This window comes from Kitasatospora sp. NPDC051984, from assembly GCF_044593455.1.
Classification (GTDB): domain Bacteria; phylum Actinomycetota; class Actinomycetes; order Streptomycetales; family Streptomycetaceae; genus Kitasatospora.
The window spans coordinates 152,737-168,015 of sequence record NZ_JBIUCB010000003.1 but is presented as its reverse complement, the minus strand read 5'-3'; the positions used below and the strand labels follow the sequence as shown (position 1 = coordinate 168,015).

13 protein-coding genes are annotated in these 15,279 nt (G+C 72.6%); 8 read left to right on the top strand and 5 right to left on the bottom strand.

Annotated features, from left to right (window positions below; all coding sequences use genetic code 11):
- Positions 1-356: 356 nt before the first annotated feature.
- Entirely contained in the window at positions 357-1,754 is a 1,398-nt protein-coding gene (locus tag ACIHEI_RS07320; RefSeq protein ID WP_396605976.1) for a DUF2079 domain-containing protein, read from the top strand.
- Positions 1,755-1,825: 71 nt separating this feature from the next.
- Here the strand turns inward: ACIHEI_RS07320 and ACIHEI_RS07315 are convergent, their stop codons facing one another.
- The 3 genes from ACIHEI_RS07315 to ACIHEI_RS07305 all read right to left on the bottom strand — a co-directional run bounded on the left by ACIHEI_RS07315 (position 1,826) and on the right by ACIHEI_RS07305 (position 6,211).
- Positions 1,826-2,389 (bottom strand): YbjN domain-containing protein, encoded by a 564-nt coding sequence (locus tag ACIHEI_RS07315; protein ID WP_380480394.1) that lies wholly within the window; start codon positions 2,387-2,389, stop codon positions 1,826-1,828.
- A 201-nt stretch (positions 2,390-2,590) separates the two neighbouring features.
- Complete coding sequence (clpB, locus tag ACIHEI_RS07310; protein WP_392948897.1) at positions 2,591-5,194, bottom strand: ATP-dependent chaperone ClpB; 2,604 nt, start codon at positions 5,192-5,194, stop codon at positions 2,591-2,593.
- 87 nt (positions 5,195-5,281) lie between these two features.
- Positions 5,282-6,211, bottom strand: coding sequence for a LysR family transcriptional regulator (locus ACIHEI_RS07305; protein WP_392948900.1), 930 nt, complete (start codon positions 6,209-6,211; stop codon positions 5,282-5,284).
- Positions 6,212-6,281: 70 nt separating this feature from the next.
- On the opposite strand from ACIHEI_RS07305, the gene ACIHEI_RS07300 reads away from it, so the two are divergent.
- The 7 genes from ACIHEI_RS07300 (at position 6,282) to ACIHEI_RS07270 (ending at position 13,052) form a co-directional block, all read left to right on the top strand.
- Positions 6,282-7,391 (top strand): TDT family transporter, encoded by a 1,110-nt coding sequence (locus ACIHEI_RS07300; RefSeq protein WP_392948903.1) that lies wholly within the window; start codon positions 6,282-6,284, stop codon positions 7,389-7,391.
- Between the two features lie 635 nt (positions 7,392-8,026).
- A complete protein-coding gene (locus ACIHEI_RS07295; RefSeq protein ID WP_387639614.1) occupies positions 8,027-9,031 on the top strand; it encodes a LuxR C-terminal-related transcriptional regulator in 1,005 nt (334 codons plus the stop codon).
- Positions 9,024-9,995, top strand: coding sequence for a helix-turn-helix domain-containing protein (locus ACIHEI_RS07290; RefSeq protein ID WP_387639611.1), 972 nt, complete (start codon positions 9,024-9,026; stop codon positions 9,993-9,995). The genes ACIHEI_RS07295 and ACIHEI_RS07290 overlap by 8 nt, the downstream gene beginning before the upstream one ends.
- Complete coding sequence (locus tag ACIHEI_RS07285) at positions 9,988-10,938, top strand: LuxR C-terminal-related transcriptional regulator (protein WP_392948909.1); 951 nt, start codon at positions 9,988-9,990, stop codon at positions 10,936-10,938. Before ACIHEI_RS07290 ends, ACIHEI_RS07285 begins: the two co-directional genes overlap by 8 nt.
- Positions 10,935-11,873 carry a helix-turn-helix domain-containing protein gene (locus ACIHEI_RS07280; RefSeq protein ID WP_392948912.1) on the top strand — a complete coding sequence of 313 codons (939 nt, stop codon included), beginning with the start codon at positions 10,935-10,937 and terminating at the stop codon, positions 11,871-11,873. The genes ACIHEI_RS07285 and ACIHEI_RS07280 overlap by 4 nt, the downstream gene beginning before the upstream one ends.
- On the top strand, positions 11,870-12,007 hold the full coding sequence (locus ACIHEI_RS07275; protein WP_396605975.1) for a hypothetical protein: 138 nt from the start codon (positions 11,870-11,872) through the stop codon (positions 12,005-12,007). The genes ACIHEI_RS07280 and ACIHEI_RS07275 overlap by 4 nt, the downstream gene beginning before the upstream one ends.
- 58 nt (positions 12,008-12,065) lie before the next feature.
- A complete protein-coding gene (locus ACIHEI_RS07270) occupies positions 12,066-13,052 on the top strand; it encodes a LuxR C-terminal-related transcriptional regulator (RefSeq protein WP_392948917.1) in 987 nt (328 codons plus the stop codon).
- A gap of 7 nt (positions 13,053-13,059) precedes the next feature.
- Here the strand turns inward: ACIHEI_RS07270 and ACIHEI_RS07265 are convergent, their stop codons facing one another.
- Entirely contained in the window at positions 13,060-13,671 is a 612-nt protein-coding gene (locus ACIHEI_RS07265; RefSeq protein WP_387639596.1) for a hypothetical protein, read from the bottom strand.
- Between the two features lie 579 nt (positions 13,672-14,250).
- Positions 14,251-15,258, bottom strand: coding sequence for a helix-turn-helix domain-containing protein (locus tag ACIHEI_RS07260; protein WP_392948921.1), 1,008 nt, complete (start codon positions 15,256-15,258; stop codon positions 14,251-14,253).
- Between the last annotated feature and the right edge of the window lie 21 nt (positions 15,259-15,279).

Here is a 15,279-nt window from a genome sequence, read left to right as displayed (position 1 = left end):
GGGGGGCCGCGCGCGCGCGGCCCCCCCCCCCGGGGCCCCGCGCCCCCCCCCCCCCGCCCGCCCCCCCCCCCCCCCCCCCCCCCCCCCCCCCGCCCCCGGCGCCCCCCCCCCCCCCCCCCCCCCCCCCCCCCCCCCCCGCGGCCGTGCGTGCTCCTACCTCGGACGGATCGTCGGTTCGCGGAGGCTGGCATAGTCTGCCGCCAGAGGGGTGATCCTCCTTCGGGGATCCGTGGGGCCGGGGGGAACCGGGCCCGCGTGGGGCTATCGGAAGTGAAGATATGGCGTCCGGAACAGTCGTATCGTCGTCTCCTGTCCGGCTGAGCGGGGAAGACGGCAGCCCGCCGGCCGGCCGGCGCGTGATCAACTGGCCGGCGCTGCTGCCGTGGGGGCTGGCCGCCGGGTTCTTCGCGTTCTACGCGGTGTTCTGCCTGCGGCGCCACGGGCTGCTGCTGACCACCGGCTACGACCTGGGGATATTCGAACAGGCGGTGCGCAGCTACGCGCACTTCGAGCTGCCGGTCACCCCGCTGAAGGGGAACGGTTTCAACCTGCTCGGCGACCACTTCTCGCCGATCCTGCTGGCGCTGGTGCCGTTCTACCTGGTGTGGCCGGCCGCCGAGACGCTGCTGCTCGGGCAGGCCGCCCTGCTGGCGCTGGCCGTGGTGCCGATCTCCCGTTGGGCGCAGCGGGAGTTGGGCCGTGCGGCGGCCGTGGCGGTGGCGCTCGGGTACGGGCTCTCCTGGGGCGTCGGCTCGACGATCGGCTTCGACTTCCACGAGGTGGCCTTCGCGGCGCCGCTGCTGGCGTTCTCGGTGGTCGCGCTGGCGGAGCGGCGCTGGGTGGCCGCGGTCGCCTGGGCGGCGCCGCTCTGCCTGGTGAAGGAGGACCTCGGCCTCACCGTCGCCGTCATCGGCGGCTACGTCGCCTGGCGCGGGCCGCGTCGGCTCGGGTTGGTGACGGCGGTGTCCGGCGTGCTGGCCAGCGTGGTGGAACTGCTGGTGCTGCTGCCGGCGATGAGCCCCAGTCACGCCTACAACTACTGGGACAACCTGGAGAGCCGGCCCGGCACCGAACCGAGCCTGGTGGAGCGGCTGTTGTCGATTCCCGGGCACCTGGTGACCGCCACCGTCGAGGGGCGGTTGCTGTTCTTCCTGCTGGTCCCGACGCTGCTGCTGGCGCTGCGCTCGCCGCTGTTCCTGGTCGCCGTCCCGACGCTGGGCTGGCGGCTGCTCAGCAAGAACCCGATGTACTGGGGCACCCAGTACCACTACAGCGTGGTGCTGATGCCGATCGTGTTCGTGGCGTTCGTCGATGTGCTGATCCGGTTGCGGGCCGCGAAGCCGCACTGGGGGCGCTGGGCGACGGCGCCGTTCCTGGCCGGCAGCGTGGTGGTGACCGGGGTGCTGTTCCCGTTCTTCCCGATGGCGCAGGTGACCGACGCGGGCTTCTACCGGGACTCCGCGCACGTGCGGACGGTGCAGTCGGTGCTGGCCGACATACCGTCCGGGGCGCGGGTGGCGGCCGGCAACCGGCTGGTGCCCCAACTGACCGGCCGCTGCACGGTGTTCGAGTTCGGCTGGCCGAAGGACTGGCGGACCGCGGACTGGGTGGTGCTGGACACCCGCAACCCGATGGGGTGGCCGCTGAACGGGGATCAGGAGGCCGCGGAGATAGCGAAGCTGCGCACGGAGGGCTTCTGGACGGTGCGCGAGGAGGAGGGCGTCCTGCTGCTGCGCGGGCCGGTCGCCGAGTAGTACGCGAGAACGCGAGAGGGCCCGCCCACCGATCGGTGCGCGGGCCCTTCCGTGTGCCAGGGGGCGGAGGCTCAGGCCTCGTCGGCCGGGCCGTCCTCGCCGTCGGCGGGCTTCTCGTCCTCGACCTGCTCCTGCAGGCCCAGGCGCTCGACCATCCACTGCTCGAAACCGACCGCGGCCTGCGTCCAGTTGGCGGTGGTGCCGACGAAGTACTCCAGGCTGACGCCGTTGCCGACGATCATCTGGGACTCGCCGATCAGGCGGACCACGCCGTCCTCGTGAGTGTGGGTGTAGACCTTGGGCCACAGGGTCTCGCGGTTCCACTCGTCGATCAGGTCGAGGATCTCGCCCTTCTTCTCCAGCGGGAACGCGCGGTCGTAGAAGGCGCGGACCGCGAACAGCTCCTTGTGGTCGCCGCGGAACATGTAGTAGACGCGGAAGTTCTCCCAGGGGGCGGTGAGGTCGCCCTCCTCGTCCACCACGTGCTTGAGCTGCATCTGGTCGAGCAGCTGGGCGACCAGGTTCTGGTCCGGGACGATCACCGGCGGCGGCCCGGCCGGAGCGCCACCGGGCTGTCCGCCCTGCGGCGGCTGCGGCAGGCCGAAGGACGGGATGGACGACGGGTCGATGCTCACGGGGGTGTCCCTTTCACGGTGCACAAGGTCGGCTGCCGATAGGGGGCCGCCTTCTCATGTTCCCATCCTGCCTCATTCGTGGCTCCCGGCACAGAGTGACCTCGGGGGGTGTTCCTGCCTGGTCCCGGGCGGTGCGCACACGCCGACGGGCGGAGCCCGCAGGGGCTCCGCCCGTCGGAGGGGCAGCGCTACTTCACCTGGTCACTTCACCAGCGAGGGCTTCGGGCCGACGCTGAGCCGGTCGTTCGCCTCGTCCCGGTCGACCAGGACGGTGTCCCCGTCCAGGACCCGGCCGGAGAGGATCTCCTTGGCCAGCTGGTCGCCGATCGCGGACTGCACCAGGCGGCGCAGCGGGCGGGCGCCGTACGCCGGGTCGTAGCCGGTGAGCGACAGCCAGTCGCGGGCGGCCGGGGTGACGTCCAGGGTGAGCCGGCGCTCGTGCAGGCGGCGGGCCAGCGCGGCGACCTGGAGGTCGACGATCCGGCTGAGCTCGGTGGTGCTCAGCGGGTCGAAGACCACGATGTCGTCCAGCCGGTTGAGGAACTCCGGCTTGAACGCCTGCCGGACGGTCTCCAGCACCAGTTCCTTCTTCCGCTCCTCCGGGGTGGTCGGGTCGACCAGGTAGGCCGAGCCGAGGTTGGAGGTGAGGATCAGGATGGTGTTGCGGAAGTCGACCGTGCGGCCCTGGCCGTCGGTGAGGCGGCCGTCGTCCAGCACCTGGAGCAGGACGTCGAACACCTCGGGGTGGGCCTTCTCCACCTCGTCCAGCAGCACCACGCTGTAGGGGCGGCGGCGGACCGCCTCGGTGAGCTGGCCGCCCTCCTCGTAGCCGACGTATCCGGGCGGGGCGCCGACCAGGCGGGAGACGGAGTGCTTCTCGCCGTACTCGCTCATGTCGATCCGGACCATCGCCCGCTCGTCGTCGAACAGGAAGTCGGCGAGCGCCTTGGCCAGTTCGGTCTTGCCGACGCCGGTCGGGCCGAGGAACAGGAACGAGCCGGTCGGGCGGTCCGGGTCGGCGATGCCGGAGCGGGTGCGGCGAACCGCGTCGGACACCGCCTGGACGGCCTCCCGCTGGCCGATCAGGCGCTTGCCCAACTCGTCCTCCATGCGCAGGAGTTTGGCGCTCTCGCCCTCCAGCAGCCGGCCGGCCGGGATGCCCGTCCAGGAGGAGACCACGTCTGCCACGTCGTCCGGGCCGACCTGCTCCTTGACCATGGTGGTGTTCGGCTCGTCCGCCGCGCGCTCCTGGGCCTCCGTCAACTCGCGCTCGGCGGCCGGGATTTCGGCGTACATCAGCTTGGAGGCGCGCTCGAAGTCGCCGTCCCGCTGGGCGCGGTCGAGGGCGCCGCGCAGGTCGTCGAGGCGCTCCTTGAGCTCGCCGACCCGGTTCAGGGACTTCTTCTCCTGCTCCCAGCGGGCGTTGAGGGTGCTGAGCTGCTCCTGCTTGTCGGCCAGATCGCGGCGGAGCCGGCCGAGGCGCTCGACGGAGGCCGGGTCGGACTCGTTCTCCAGCGCCAGCTCCTCCATCCGCAACCGGTCCACGGCGCGCTGGAGTTCGTCGATCTCGACCGGGGAGGAGTCGATCTCCATCCGCAGCCGGGACGCCGACTCGTCGACCAGGTCGATCGCCTTGTCGGGCAGGAAGCGGGAGGTGATGTACCGGTTGGACAGGGTGGCGGCGGCGACCAGCGCGGCGTCGGTGATCTCCACCTTGTGGTGCGCCTCGTAACGGCCCTTGAGGCCGCGCAGGATGGCGATGGTGTCCTCGACGGTGGGCTCGCCGACCAGCACCTGCTGGAATCGGCGCTCCAGGGCCGGGTCCTTCTCGATCCGCTCGCGGTACTCGTCCAGCGTGGTGGCGCCGACCATGCGCAGCTCGCCGCGGGCCAGCATCGGCTTGAGCATGTTGCCGGCGTCCATCGAGGAGTCGCCGCCGGCGCCCGCGCCGACCATGGTGTGCAGCTCGTCGATGAAGGTGATGACCTGGCCGTCGGAGTCTTTGATGTCGTTCAGGACGGCCTTCAGCCGCTCCTCGAACTCGCCGCGGAACTTCGCGCCGGCCACCATCGCCGCCAGGTCGAGCGCGACCAGGCGCTTGCCGCGCAGCGACTCCGGCACGTCACCGGCGACGATGCGCTGGGCCAGGCCCTCGACGACGGCGGTCTTGCCGACGCCGGGCTCGCCGATCAGCACCGGGTTGTTCTTGGTGCGGCGGGAGAGCACCTGCACCACCCGGCGGATCTCCTGGTCGCGGCCGATCACCGGGTCGAGCTTGCCGTCCCGGGCGGCCTGGGTCAGATCCGAGCCGTACTTCTCCAGCGCCTTGTAGGTGCCCTCCGGGTCCGGCGAGGTGACCCGGGCGCTGCCCCGGACGTCCTTGAACGCGGCGAGCAGGGCCTTCGGGGTGGCGCCGTGCTGCTTCAGCAGCTCGGCCACCGGACCGCCCTCGGCGGCGAGGCCGACCAGCAGGTGCTCGGTGGAGACGTACTGGTCGTCCAGATCGGCGGCGCGCTTGCCGGCCTCCTCCAGCACCGCGAGGGTGTCCCGGGCGAGCTGGGGGGCGGCCACCGTGGAGCCCTGGGCGGCGGGCAGCGCGGCGGCCTGCCGGCGGGCCTCGGTGGCGATCGGCGCCGCGTCCGCCGCGACGGCCTTGAGCAGCGGGCGGGCCAGGCCCTCCGGCTGGTCGAGCAGCGCCAGCAGGATGTGCACCGGCTTGACGTCGGGGTTCCCCGCGGCGCCGGCCTGGCGGATGGCGGAGGACAGGGCCTCCTGCGTCTTGCTGGTGAACTTACTGGCGTCCACTGCGGGCATACCCCTCTCGTCTTCGGGTCATCTGGCTCGTGACCAAGTCTGCTGACTACAGCATGCACTAAGTTGAGTCTATTCCGCTCAACTTTTTTTGAGACCCTGCGGCGACTGCCCCCCGCGGGTCAGCCCGAGCAGCAGCCGGGCCGGGCCGGCCGGGCGCTGACCGGCCGGCCAGACCGCGCGCAGCGGGCGCTGGAGCTCCAGCCCGGCCAGCGGGACGGCGACCAGCCGGCGGGTGGCCAGCTCCTCGGTGACGGCCAGCTCGCTCAGGCAGACCGGGCCCGCGCCGGTCATCGCGGCGGCCTTCAGCGCCGTCGAGGAGGCCAGCTCCAGCCGGGGCGCGGCCGGCCCGCCGTACGGGGCGAGCGCCTCCTCCAGCACCTCCCGGGTGCCGGAGCCGACCTCGCGCAGCACCAGCGGGGTGGCGGCCAGTTCGGGTCCGGTGACGGGGGTGCGGCGGCGGGCCCAGCGGTGCTCGGGGGAGACCACCACCACCAGCCGGTCCGTGGCGACCACGGCGCCGGACAGGCCGGGCGGGGTGGAGGTGCCCTCGACGAAGCCGAGGTCGGCCTCCCCGGCCAGCACCCGGGCGGCGACGTCCGCGGAGTTCGCGGTGCGCAGGGTGACGGCCGTGCCCGGGCTGGCCTCGCTCAGCGCCAGCAGCCAGCCAGGCATCAGGTATTCGGCGACAGTCAGGCTGGCCAGCACCCGCAGCCGGGCGTCCCGGCGTTCGCGCAGCGCGTCGATCCCGGCGTCCAGCGCCTGGGCGGCCTCCACCACCTGCCGGGCCCACTCGACCACCAGCCGGCCCGCCTCGGTGGGCCGGGAGCCGCGCGGGGAGCGCTCCAGCAGCGCGACCCCGATCTGCCGCTCCATCCCCTTGATCCGGGCGCTGGCGGCGGGCTGGCTGACGCCCAGTTCGGCCGCGGCCCGGCCGACGCTGCCCAGCCGGGCCACCGCGAGCAGCAGCTCCAGGGCGCCGAGTTCCGGGACGTGCGGGGAGAGAGCCATAGGTCCAGGCTATGTCCTCATAGCGGAGCCCCCGCTACCGCCGCCCCGGCCGCGCGGGGACGGTGGTGCCATGGCAACCCTCCTCGCGCCGCAGACCCGCCCGCACACCCCGAGCCTGCCCAGGCTGTCCCGGCTCGGACCCAACTGGTACGCCGCCGTGATGGGCACCGCGATCCTCGGCAACGGTGCCGCCGCGCTGCCGGTCGACCTGCCGGGCCGGCTGGTCCTCGCCGAGGCGGTGTGGACGCTGTCGCTGCTGCTGCTCGCCGTCCTGCTGGCGGCCCGCGCCGTGCACCTGGTGCGCCACCGCGAGCAGGCCCGCCGCACCCTCCTGGAGGAGCCGGCCGCCGCCGTGTTCTACGGCTGCCCGCCGATGGCGCTGCTGGCCGTCGGCTACGGCGCGCTGGCGGTCGGCGGGCCGGTGATCGGCGAGCGGGCCGGGCTGGCGCTGGACGTACTGCTGTGGAGCGCCGGGACGCTGTACGCGCTCGTGGTCGCGGCCGGACTGCCGTACCTGATGATCACCCGGCACCGGCTGTCCGCGCTGGAGGCCAACCCGACCTGGCTGCTGCCGGTGGTCGCCCCGATGGTGGCCGCCGCGCTCGGGCCCGCGCTGGTGCCGCACCTGCCGGAGGGGACGGCCCGGCAGGCGCTGCTGTACGGGTGCGTGGCGATGTTCGGGGCCAGTCTGCTGGCCACCCTGGCGCTGCTGCCGGTGGTGTTCGGCGGCCTGGTGCACAGCAAGCTGCCCGCGGTGGTGCTCACCCCGTCGCTGTTCCTGGTGCTCGGCCCGCTCGGCCAGTCCACCACCGCCGTGAACCAGTTCGCCGACGCGGTGCCGTTCGCGCTGCCGGGCGCCGGGCACCAGGGGGCGGCGGTGGCGCGCGGCCTGGCGGAGGTCTACGGCGTCGCGGTGATGGGGTTCGCGCTGCTGTGGCTGGCCGTGGCGCTGGTCGCCAACCTGCGGGCGCTGCGTGCCGGGATGCCGTTCGCGATGACCTGGTGGGCGTTCACCTTCCCGGTCGGCACGCTCGTCACCGGCTCGGCCGCGCTGTCCCGGCACACCGGCTTCGGCGGCTTCACCGGGCTGGGCGTCGCGCTGTGGCTGCTGCTCTTCACCGCCTGGGCGGTGGCCTCGGCCCGCACCCTGGCCGGTCTGAAGGCCGGACGGCTCCTCTAGCCCCCTCTAGCCCTTATCGGGACCGGGTGAGTCGCGTGCGGGCGATTCCGGATCGGTGGATTCGGCGAAGGATTGTCGAATTCTCGGAGACACCAGTGACATTTCCGTGCCGCGCGACGCTACCGCCCCGGCGGACCGCCGGAGAGGGACGAATGCCTGCTCGGAGAGGGGGGCAATGCCGAAAAATCGAGGATTCCGGTCACTCGATCGAGTGGTTTGCTGCAGGTTCCTGCACTTGCGGGAACCTGCAGCCGGAGAGCACTTGTTCGGCGTTCCCCGCGCTGTGAGGGTGGAGTCACGTCAAGTCGTCCCGGGCCGCCGCAGCCCGAGTCGGCGACTTGCTCTTCGTGTGGGGGCGACAGGTGCGTTCGTATCTGCGCAACGGGGGGAAGAGCACCGGTCCGGACGCCACGTGTGGTGGTGGCCGAGGGACCGGGATCGGTGAGGCGTTGCTGCTCCGCCTCGCCGAAAGCGCCTTGACGCTTGGCGTGACACGAGCGGGTCCTCCGGGGTCCGGGTGCCTGTGGCGCCCGCCCCCGGGGGACGCGCCCGTCTGCGGGGACTCCCGCCGTCGAGCCGGACGGCCCTGCTGAGATCATCATCCGCAACGGAGGAAGACGGCAGGAGAGCTCGACGTGGCTGCGGACCACCCGAAGTCCGATCCGGACGACACACTCCCCGAGGACGACGCCTCCCGGCTGTACCTCGCCATCCTGGCCGCCGGCGGTCGGATCCCGCTCGACCATCCGGAACTGCCCGGCTCCGACTTCACCCCCGAACGCCAACGCGCCCTGCTGGAGCAGCTGGTGGCCATCGGACTGGTGATGCCCAACCGCATCGACGAGTGCTACGTCGCCGTCAGCCCGCGCGCCGTCGCCGAACGCGTCGGCGCCGACCTGCGCGCCCAGGCCACCCGGCTGCTGCTCGACGCCGACCGGCTGCCCGCCGCCCTCGACCCGCTCGCCCGCGCCTACGACGCCGTCCCCCGGCCCGCCGACCGGGCCCGGCGGGCGGTCTACGTGGACGGCCAGGAGAGCATCCGGCTGCGGATCGCCCAGCTGGTCTCCGACTGCCGGCTCGAACTGCTCAGCGCCCAGCCCGGCCTGCGCCCGCCCGCCGTCCTCGAACTCGCCCACACCCAGGACCAGTTGATGCTCCGCCGGGGCGGCACCATGCGCACCCTCTACCAGCCGGTCGCGCTCACCGAGGAGAGCGCCGTCCGGCACGCCGCCGCGATGGCCGAGCAGGGCGCCCAACTCCGCGTCCTGGACGAGCCGTTCCTGCGGGTGATCGTCATCGACCGGCGGATCGCCGTGATCCCCGCCGCCGACGACCACAGCCGCGCCGCCTTCGTCGAGGACCCCGCCGCCATCGCCTACCTGGTGGCCGGCTTCGAACGCGACTGGGCCCGGGCCGACCAGGTGCACTGGAACAGCCTCGACGGCCGCACCCTCACCCGCACCGTCACCCACCGGGTCGGCCGGATGCTCGCCCAGGGCCTCACCCAGCGCGCCGTCGCCACCCGCCTCGGCCTGTCGGAGCGCACCGTGGCGGGTCACATCTCCCGGCTGCGCGACCTGCACAACGCCCAGACCCTGTTCCAGCTCGGCTGGTTGATGAGAGGCGGTGGACGTGGCTGACCCCTCCGCCGTACCCCCGCCGGTCGACGACCTCGCCCGACGCCTCTACCTGGAGATCCTCGACGCGGGCGGCCGGATCGCCGCCGACCGGATCGCCGACCCGCAGCGGCCCGCGCTCGCCGAACTGCTCCGCACCGGCCTGCTGATCTCCGACGGCCTGGACGGCGCCTACCTGGCCGTCGACCCGCGGTTCGTGGCCGAGAGCCTCGGCGCCGAGATGAACACCGAGGCCGCCCGGCTGCTCAACCGCGCCGAATGCCTGCCCGGCCGCCTCGAACCGCTGATCACCGCGTACGAGAGCGTCCCCCGCCCGATCGAACCGGCCGGCTGCGAGATCCAGGTGATCGGCCGCGAGCACATCCGCCGGCGGATCGCCCAACTCGGCGCGGACTGCCGCGAAGAGGCCCTCACCGCCCACCCCGGCGCGTTCGCCCCCAGCGCCCTGGAGACCTCGCTCCACCAGGAACTCCCGGTGCTGCGGCGCGGCTGCCGGATCCGCACCCTCTACCGGCCCGGCGTGCTCGCCGAACCCGCCGCGATCCGCTACGCCGCCGCCCTCACCGAGGCCGGCGGCGAGGTCCGGCTGCTCGACGAACCCTTCCAGCGTGCCCTGGTGTTCGACCGCTGCACCGCCGTCGTCCCCGCCGCCGAGGACCACAGCCGGGCCGCGCTGATCCTCGACCCCGCCACCGTCGCGATGGTCGTGGCCGGCTTCGAACGCGACTGGGCCCGCGCCGAGCGCGTCCGTTGGGACTCGCTGCTCGACACCGCCCCCACCCGCACCGCCGTCGACCGCACCGCCCGCCTGCTCGCCCAGGGCCTCACCCAGCGCGCCATCGCCACCCGCCTCGGCCTGTCGGAGCGCACCGTCGCCGGCCACATCTCCCGCCTGCGCGACCAGCACGGCGCCGACACCCTGTTCCAGCTCGGCTGGCTGATGCGCGGGGGCGAGGACCGTGACTGAACCGGACACCGTTCCCCCGACCGAGGCCGAACGGGCGCTCTACCTCGCCGTCCTGCGGGCCGGCCGGGTCTCGCTGCGCGAGGTGATGGAACAGGACGCGGGCGCGGCCGCCCGGCTGCTGGAACTGGGGCTGCTGGAGCACTACGCGGTGGGCGGCTGGGTGGCGGCCGTCAACCCGCGCACGGCCGGCGCCCGGCTGGGCAGCACCCTGCGGGAGCGCGCCACCGGCCTGCTCACCCGTGCCGACCGGACGGCGGCCGGCTTCGAGGAACTGGCCGAGTCCTACGACACCGCCCAGCGCCGCACCGAACCGGTCGCCGGGATCGCCCACCTGACCAGCGCCCAGCAGGTCCGGCACCGGCTGCTGGAGATCGAGGCCGACTATCGCGAGGAGGGCCTGGCCGCCCAGCCGGGACCGCGCCCGCCCGAGTACCTGAAGGACAGCTCCCGGCTGCACAAGGCGCTGGCCCGCGGAGCCGTCATCGACGTCCTCTACCAGCCGCTCACCCGGCACGCCCCGCACACCGTCGCCTACGCCGCCGAGGCCACCGACTGGGGCGTCCGCGTGCGGGTCCTGGACGAGCCGTTCGCCCGGATGCTGATCTTCGACCGGCGGGTGGCCGTCATCTCCGCGTCCACCAGGACCCTCGCCGCCGCCTTCATCGAGGACCCCGCCGTGGTCGACCACCTGGTCGCCGTCTTCCAGCGCGACTTCGCCCGCGCCGTCCGGGCTCCCTGGCGCGACCTGGCCGGACGTCGACTCCCGGAAACCGCACGCCGGATCGGCGAGCTGCTCACCGCCGGGCTCACCCAGCGCTCCATCGCCTCCCGCCTGAACCTCTCCGAACGCACCGTCGCCGCCCACATCGCCCGCCTGCGCGAGCGCTACGACGCCGAGACCCTGTTCCAGCTCGGCTGGCTGATGCGGGACGGCGTCCGATGACCGGGCCCACCGCGGCCGAACGGGCGCTCTACCTCGCCGTCCTGCGGGCCGGCGGCCGGGTCTCGGTCCGGGAGGCGGTCGAGCAGGACGCCGAGGCCACCACCCGGCTGCTCGAACTGGGCCTGCTGATCCAGCACGACGAGAGCGAGCAGCTGACCGCGGTGAACCCGCGCAACGTCAGCCACCGGCTGAGCCGGGAACTGCGGGAGGCCGGTACCCGCCGGTTCATCGAGGCCGAGCGGGTTCCGGCCGAACTCGACGAGCTGGCGGACGCGTTCGACAGTTCCACCCGCCGGGGCGACCGGGCGCCGCAGATCACCCACATCCTCGACGTGGACCGGATCCGGCACCGGCTGCTGCAGATCGAGGCCGACTTCCGCGAGGAGGTGCTGGCCGCGCAGCCCGGCCACCGCCCCACCGTCTACCTGGAGAAGAGCGACCGCACCGAGCGGGCCCTGGCCGCCGGCGCCCGGATGGACATCCTCTACCAGCCGGTCGGCAGCACCGATCCGGCGGTGATCGACTACGCGGTGCGCGCCACCGGCTGGGGCATGCGGCTGCGTTCGCTGGACGAGGACTTCACCCGGATGCTGATCTTCGACCGCAAGGTGGCGATCATCTCGGCGTCCGCCGACAACCGCACCGCCGCGTTCATCGAGGACCCGGCCGTGGTCGGCCACCTGGTGGGCCTGTTCCTGCGCGACTGGGAGCGGGCCGAACGCGTCCCGTGGCACGACCTCGCGGGCGGCGCCGTCCCCGCCGTCACCGACCGGATCGCCCGCCTGCTCGCCCAGGGCCTCACCCAGCGCGCCGTCGCCAGCCGCCTCGGCGTCTCCGAACGCACCGTCGCCGAACACATCGCCCGCCTGCGCGAACGCTACGACGCCGGGACGCTCTTCCAGCTCGGCTGGCTGATGCGGGACGGTGCCCGGTGACGGACCGACTGCCGGACTCCCGGCTCGGCCCGTCGGAACGGACGGTGGCCGCCCATGTCGCCCTGCTGCGCGACCTCTACGATGCGGAGACCCTGTTCGAGCTCGGCCGGCGGCTGCGCGGAGCACCGGAATGACCGATCGGAACCGACCGCCCTGGCGCCGCCGCCGAGCGGCCCGGAAGGAGTGGGACCTGTGAGCGAGTCGAACGGAGCCGCCCTGCCGACCGGGCCCGAGCGGCAGCTGTACCAGCAGATCCTCGACCAGGGCGGCCGGGTGGCCTTCCGCGAGGCGGTCGAACAGGACTCGGCGGGGGTGCTGCGGCTGCTGGAACTCGGACTGCTGGTGCACGACGCGGTCGGCCAGTCGCTGACGGCGGTCAACCCGCGGGTGGTCGGCGACCGGATCAGCGCCGAACTCCGCGCCGAGGGCACCCGGATGCTGCTGCGCGCCGAGGAGATGCCCGTCCTGCTGGAGGACCTCACCCACGCCTACGACGCCACCCCGCGCCGCGCGGACCGCTCCAGCGTGGTGCATCACGTCGGCCGGAGCGACCGGATCCGGGAGCGGGTACGGCAGTTGGAGAACGAGGCCGAGGAGGAGGTGCTCGCCCTGCAGCCCGGCGGGGCGCCCGCGGGCGACCTCCAGGCCGACTCCCTGGAGCGGGCCCGCGGCTTCCTGACCGGCGGGGCCGTGCTGCACACGGTCTACGAGCCGGCCGCGCTGCTCGACGAGGGGACGGTGCGCTGGGCGGAGGCCGTCACCGGATGGGGCGGCAGGTTCCGGACGCTGAGCGAGCCGTTCAGCCGGATGACCGTCTTCGACCGCCGGATCGCCGTCGTCCCGGCGTCGGCGGACAACTCCAGCGCCGCGCTGGTCGAGGACCCGGCGGTGGTCTCGTTCCTGGTCGCCGCCTTCGAACGGGACTGGGAGCGGGCCGAACGGGTCCGCTGGCGTTCGGCCGACCGCGAGGGCGAGAGCGTCGTACCGGTCCACGAACAGGTCGGCCGGCTGCTCGCCCAGGGCCTGACGCAGCGTTCGATCGCCTCCCGCCTCGGCCTCTCCGAACGGACCGTGGCGGGCCACATCTCCCGGCTGCGCGAACTGCACGACGCGGAGACGCTGTTCCAGCTGGGGTGGCAGATGCGCGCGGCCGAGGGCCCGGCCGCGCCACCGGCCTGACCGGGCATCAGCCGGTGGCGATCTCCGGGGACCAGAAGCCGTACGGGGCGGCGTGCTCACGGCGCGGACGCGGGAACTGCTCGCCGGGCGCGGTCCAGAAGCCGCTGCGCAGCGAGAGCGCCATGCCGGCCCAGTCCAGCGCGGTCTCCACGGTGTGGTGCAGCGCCTCCTGCGACCAGGTGTCGTCGAAGACCAGCGGCAGAACGGGGGAGACCTGCTCGATGGTGGCGATCAGCGGGTTGTGGGTGATCGCCTCGTCCACCAGCATCACGATCGGCTTGCGCAGCGCCGACGCCCAGCCCAGCTCCAGGCTGACCCCGGCCGACAGCGGGGCGCCGACGTACGCGAACACCAGGTCCGCGCTCTGCATCGCCCGGAAGTCCGAGGGGACCCGCTGCTCCGGCGCCTTCCCGGCCACCGTCCACGCGTCGCTGTGGTGGGCGCTGTACACCGCGGCTCCGCTGCGAAGCAGCGTGCTCCGCAGCGTGGTCAGTCTGGTCCGGCTGGCCAGCGTCACCACGCTGTCCGCAGGCCCGGTCAGCCGCATCAGGGGCGCGGCGAGGAAGACCCGTGCGCGTCGCCCCTCGGAGGCCTGGTACTGCAGGTGGGGCTCAGTCATGTCGACTCCGGGTGTGGTGATTCGGCCGGCTCGGTCCGGAAGGCCCTGTCCGGTGGAAGCGGTGCGGGCCCGAAGATTGCCGCACTTCGGGGTCGAGCGGACCGACGTGGAACTCGCTGATCATGCCGCTTTGGTTACGACTAGCTGATCGTCCATCGCCGGGTGTCAGGGAGTCCACTGGCGCATGGTGGCATCTGGCTGCCTGGCGGACAGATGACACCTCTATCCATCATCCGGACTTCTTAGTGCCGACATGCACATTTCACAGCCCGGGCGGTGCCGCCGCACCCGGTAGGTGACGGCGAGGCAGTTGATGAGTAATCATATGGGTGCCAATTGATGCGGGCGCCGTTCGGTGAACGGTGCTCGCGATGAATTTGTCCGAAAGGGGTGATTTTGTGCTGAAGGCCCGCCGTATCCTGATCTCGGCGCTCCTCCTGGGCATGGCCGTGTTCCTCGGGGCCGCCCCGGCGAGCGCGGACTCTCACTGGTTTGCGTCCCAGACCACCGAAACCCAGGTGGCCTCCCTCGACAGCCACTGGTAGAGCCCTGAAGCGCAGGACGGAGGGGCCGCCGGCGTCAGGCCGTCGGCCCCTCCGTTTGCGCGAGTTTCCAGCCGAGCTGGAACAGCGTGTCGACCCCGTATTCCTCGCGCATTTCGGCGATGTGCCGGGCCAGCGTCCGTTCGCTGAGGCCCAGCCGCCTGGCAATGGTGCGATGGGCGATCCCTTCCAGCATCATTCGCACGATCTGCCGGCGCATTCGGGTGACCACCAGGGGTGGAATTCCGTGGTCGCCGGTGAACGGAATTGCCCGTTCCCATTGGCTGTTGAACACCCCGACGATGTAGTCGATGACCGAGTCGTCCCGGATGAACGCCGCGCGATCGCGGTTCTCCTCGTCCCCCACGGTGACGACCGCGACCTGGCGATCGATGACGATGAGTTTGGCGAAGGCTTCGTCGAGTGTTCTGACCTGGCACCCTTCCTGGGTGACCGCCTGGACGTAACTGACCGTCGGGTTCGAATAGCGGGCGCTGGGCTGGTAGATCGTGCGGATCGTGCCGCCGCGTTCCACGAATTTCAGGTCACGGGCGATCGCGATTTTCAGCGCGTCCTCGCCGCGGCCGCCGCCGGGTTGCGCGGTGAGCATTTCCTTCGCACCGTTGGCCATCAGCGTCGCCAGCCGTTGGTTGATGTTCCCGCGGCCCTGGACGTATGCGATGGAACCGCCGGCCTCCGGGCGGCTGATGTAGCTCTGGTATTCCCGGTTCAGGTCCTGCAGGGTGTGGTGGATCGAGACCGAGCGCCGGAGTATTTCGCCGGCTTCCTGCTGGAGCTCCAGCGTCAGCGATTCCGCCAGTTGTTGGGGATCCTTCACGGCGTAGGTGCCGGACGGTCCCACCTCCGCCTGAAGCAGGCCGATGGCCAGCAACTCCTGCAAGGGGCCGTCGATTTGACCGGGTGACAGGCTGCCGGCATCGCGCTCGGTCAGCCTGCCTCCGGTCTGTACGGCGCGGACGTAGAGGGACCTGGCCTCCGGGGACAGGGCCGGGGTGACGGCACTGCTCCTCTGCTCAGTACTCATGTCCATGACTCCTTGCCTGAG

Bases quoted from the DNA above. Each gene is read 5' to 3' on its own strand.
- ACIHEI_RS07305 (WP_392948900.1), bottom strand. From the start codon at position 6,211: ATGGCTCTCTCCCCGCACGTCCCGGAACTCGGCGCCCTGGAGCTGCTG.
- ACIHEI_RS07300 (WP_392948903.1), top strand. From the start codon at position 6,282: ATGGCAACCCTCCTCGCGCCGCAGACCCGCCCGCACACCCCGAGCCTG.
- ACIHEI_RS07280 (WP_392948912.1), top strand. From the start codon at position 10,935: ATGACCGGGCCCACCGCGGCCGAACGGGCGCTCTACCTCGCCGTCCTG.
- ACIHEI_RS07265 (WP_387639596.1), bottom strand. From the start codon at position 13,671: ATGACTGAGCCCCACCTGCAGTACCAGGCCTCCGAGGGGCGACGCGCA.
- ACIHEI_RS07260 (WP_392948921.1), bottom strand. From the start codon at position 15,258: ATGAGTACTGAGCAGAGGAGCAGTGCCGTCACCCCGGCCCTGTCCCCG.